At 36.5% G+C, this 3,834-nt stretch carries 3 protein-coding genes; all 3 read right to left on the minus strand.

Going from position 1 to position 3,834, the window contains the following annotated elements; all coding sequences use genetic code 11:
- Window positions 1-78 precede the first annotated feature (78 nt).
- Entirely contained in the window at window positions 79-294 is a 216-nt protein-coding gene (locus WBM70_RS09760) for a DUF1656 domain-containing protein (RefSeq protein ID WP_424558323.1), read from the minus strand.
- Window positions 294-1,919, minus strand: coding sequence for a TolC family protein (locus WBM70_RS09765; protein ID WP_424558324.1), 1,626 nt, complete (start codon window positions 1,917-1,919; stop codon window positions 294-296). Before WBM70_RS09765 ends, WBM70_RS09760 begins: the two co-directional genes overlap by 1 nt.
- Window positions 1,919-3,834: FUSC family protein (locus WBM70_RS09770; protein WP_424558325.1), on the minus strand; the 1,916-nt coding region annotated here is incomplete at its 5' end. The genes WBM70_RS09765 and WBM70_RS09770, both read right to left, overlap by 1 nt.

A 3,834-nucleotide genomic window follows, 5' to 3' on the forward strand; every position in this document is an offset into this window, starting at 1 on the left:
ATTGTATGCAAAGAATGCAGCTGCACCTAATATCGCAAGTGTCAGTAATATCTTTATTATTTTCTTCATAATTAACCTTTAAAATTTTATCCAAAATGTATCTATCAATACAATATAGAGTACCATAATCGCAATAAATACGTAAGAGGGTGCATAGAAATAACGAGTGAGTTTCAGTTTATTCAACACCATTACCGTGATAAGTGCCGCTAAAAAAGAGATTAATGCTACGAGTATCAATGGTGAGTAATAGACATCACCGATAGAAAGTTCATGAGGAAAAGGGTTTGTCATTATTTCATTCCTTCCGGCAGACGTGTCATATTCTCATCAAGATATCTGTCCCAATCCACACGCTGCTTCATTTTTTCAGCCGTATCTTCAGAAAGATAAGATCTACCCTTGCTGATCTGCCATCCGCCACCCAATGCCTTATAGAATGCAACAGTTTGAAGGGACAAATTCCCCTTGATATTAGCATACCTGTCTTGTGTACTTGTTAACTTCTCAACAGTATTAAGCAAACGCTGATAACTTACCAATCCATCATTGTACTGAATCACAGAAATGTTAAATGCACGAACAGTCGCATCTACTGCATTTTTGATCTCTTTTTGCTGTTTTTGTACCCAAGTATAACTCTCAAGCGCATTTGAAACCTCAGAAACAGCCGTGAGTACACTATTATTATAGTTAACCAGACTCTCTTCAAACACTGCATCCTGTAAACGTATCTGGTTTTTTATACGGCCGTATTGGAAGATATTCCATGAGAATGCCGGTCCTATGGTAACACCAAGTGCATTAGATCCTGAAACCCATGAACCACTGGCATTATTGCTATTAAGCCCTATATTTCCAAAGAGAGAGAAACTCGGGTAAAGTTCAGCCATACTTGAACCTATTACTGCACTGTTAGAACGTACACGATATTCAGCCACTTTGATATCTGGTCTTCTCGTTAGTAAGCCTGCATCTATCTTATTGTAAGGATTTAAACGGGTCATTGGAATAATCTCAACATTTAAAAGATCGCTGCTATCTTGTTTGATCTGAACAACACCTCTTTTTTCCTGACTTAAGTATTTGGAAGTAGCATCACGATATTTTTTACTTCCTGATGCAAGCATTTTTTTTACAACTGATGCATCCGTACCCAATAATAAAGCCATTGCATTTAATGCATTCACTTTTGTGATCGCTATAGTCGGAATAGCGGCACGTGTATTATAAAGTTGTGAACGAGACTGCTGCATATCCAGTTCTGAAACATTTCCTGAATTGAACTGCACTTCGGTCATTTGAGTCACACGTTCCTGGATCTGGACATTTCTTCTTGCATAAGCTATACGTTCCTGCGCAGTACGATAGTCAATATAATTACGTGCCACTTCTGCAATAACAGAGACCATAATGTCATTATAGGATGCAAGACTCGCATATAGGTTTGCTTCTGAAGATTCAATATTTCTGGCATACTTACCCCAAATATCCATCTCCCATCCCATATCAAAGTTTAGACCTGCTGCTTCAAAGTTGTTGCCATTACTGCGTACTGCAGCAGCATTACCTGAAAGTGTTTGAACCTGAGGGAAAGCAAGTCCTTCAGATATGCCTAACGCTGCACGAGCTTGCAAAATGCGTAATCCCGCACTCTTAATGTTAAGGTTTTGTGCATAGGCTTTTTCTACTAAAGTGTTTAGAACAGGGTCATTAAAGCTCTTCCACCATTGTGCTATTTTTTCATCGCTACGTTTATCTTCCTTCTGCCATTTGGCAGGTACAGGAGGATTCTCTACACCCAGAAAATCAGGACCAAGTTTTGTACATCCGCTCATCATCACAATAGTGAGCACAGAAAGCCCGATCTTTGGTAATGAGTTTCTCATTTTTACTCTTTTCTTTTTACTTGTTTTCATTAAAACCTACTTGTTTCCAATACTTTAAAATCAATTTCTTCCATCATCTTTTGGCAACTAAACAAAGATAACCATACATTTCTTCGCAGTGAGACACTTTCGTAAAATTCAATCATATCTTTTTCACTATATTCATTGTATTTTACCTCATGTATAAAATGCTTTAATCTCTCTTCCATTTTGGAAACGATCTGCTTTTCATCTCTCCAGAAAGGATCAAGTTCTTTTAAATCTTTACCTTCAGTATATTCACCTAAAAGATCCACTAGGGTAGGCCCATTACTATTCTCTTTAAAAGATTTGATCAAAGGATTATGTATCATTTCTATTTCTCTATGATACATCATCTCCAAAAGATACACCAGGCTCTCACACTCTTTACTAAAACCTAAAAGCAGATCTTTATCGATACTGTCAAAATACTTCTCATCAATCTTACTTGCCCAAAGCTCCATCTTTTTCACTGTACTCTTAAGATGAAGCATACTGTATTTTGCTCTCATAGCCCCCAAAAATGAACCATTATTGTTACTCAAATTATTGCTTCTTTGTAAAAGTGTCTGTGAAAGAGTAAAAAATCTTTTTTTCATCACTAAAAAAAGATGTTCCGGTTTAGTAGAGAAGGGGATATAGTAAAAGAGTAACAGCATAAATAAAAAAGAATAAAACATAAAGAGTATCATTAGAAAAACATCAAAATTATAACTCATTGTATTGTTGATACCCAATGTAACTGTCCCTAAAATAAAGAATATCGATAACATTGGATTGATAAAATAAAAACCAATAAAAGAATAGACAAAGATGAAAAGTCCCAGCTCCCATCCATAATACAAATTAGGCAGTACAAAAATATACATGGCAGCAGCAAAGATAAAAGAGAAAGAAAAAATGATGATCAACAAAGAGGGCTTTAACGGAGAAAATGTTGTTAAAACACTTAACGCAGTTGCCAACACTACAATCATAAATCCTCCAGGAGGATTTACAAATATCCAAAGCAGGGTAGCAACCCAAAAAATGATGAATGATATTAATGCGCCCTTGAGGTCCTCCATGTCAAACCAAAGAAAATCAGAAGGTTTGGGAATATCATCAAGGTTAAAGAAGGTTGGCATAGGAGAGATCAGACTATTGAGTTTTTCTGCTAGTTTACGCAATTGTGCATGCAGTTTTAACATATCACTTATGGTGGTACTCAACTCTGCACGTTCAAGTTGCGAAAGTGTTTTGATCTGCTCTATGTCATATTGATATTCTAATGCGTCAGGTATAGCGATCTCTTTTTGTTCTTTCCATACCAAAGGAACAGCTGCCAAAAGCTCTGTGATCTGGGTATTTATCGTTTCATAGTTTGTCACATAGCTTGAGAAGTTGTCAGCAAAAGATGCTTTGTCATGATGAGAAAGCAAAGTAAGCAACTCACTTATTTTTTTATAACTGTTAACAATATCATACCATTGTGTTTTAGAAAAATTCATCTCCAAAGATGAGCTGTCTGAAGCGACAATAGAGGTTCCCAAAAGCTGTTCTTGCGATATCATTTTTTGATACAATGCTTTTCGTTCTTCTTTTTCACTATCTCTTAATAGATACATTTCACTTTGAAGTGTTGAGAGTGTGGATGCATTTTCCACACTGGTATCTTTAAGATTGACAGGCCAAAGAAACACACCTACCAAAGTATAGATGATGATCCCTATAATGGTCATATACGTTTTATCGATTCCATAGATAAAGACATCATCCACTTCACCGTTTTGAAACATCATGAGCAATGTTACAGCACTTAGCAAAAACACCGTCATGTCACCTTTATAAGCACGTGCCAGATAAAGGAACACTGTTGCGACAACAGAAGCTGCAAGCAGATAGATTTCACGATCTTGAGGGAAAAGCCCGATAAGCGTCATGC

Origin of the sequence: Sulfurovum sp. (genome assembly GCF_049668085.1) — a bacterium.
GTDB lineage: Bacteria > Campylobacterota > Campylobacteria > Campylobacterales > Sulfurovaceae > Sulfurovum.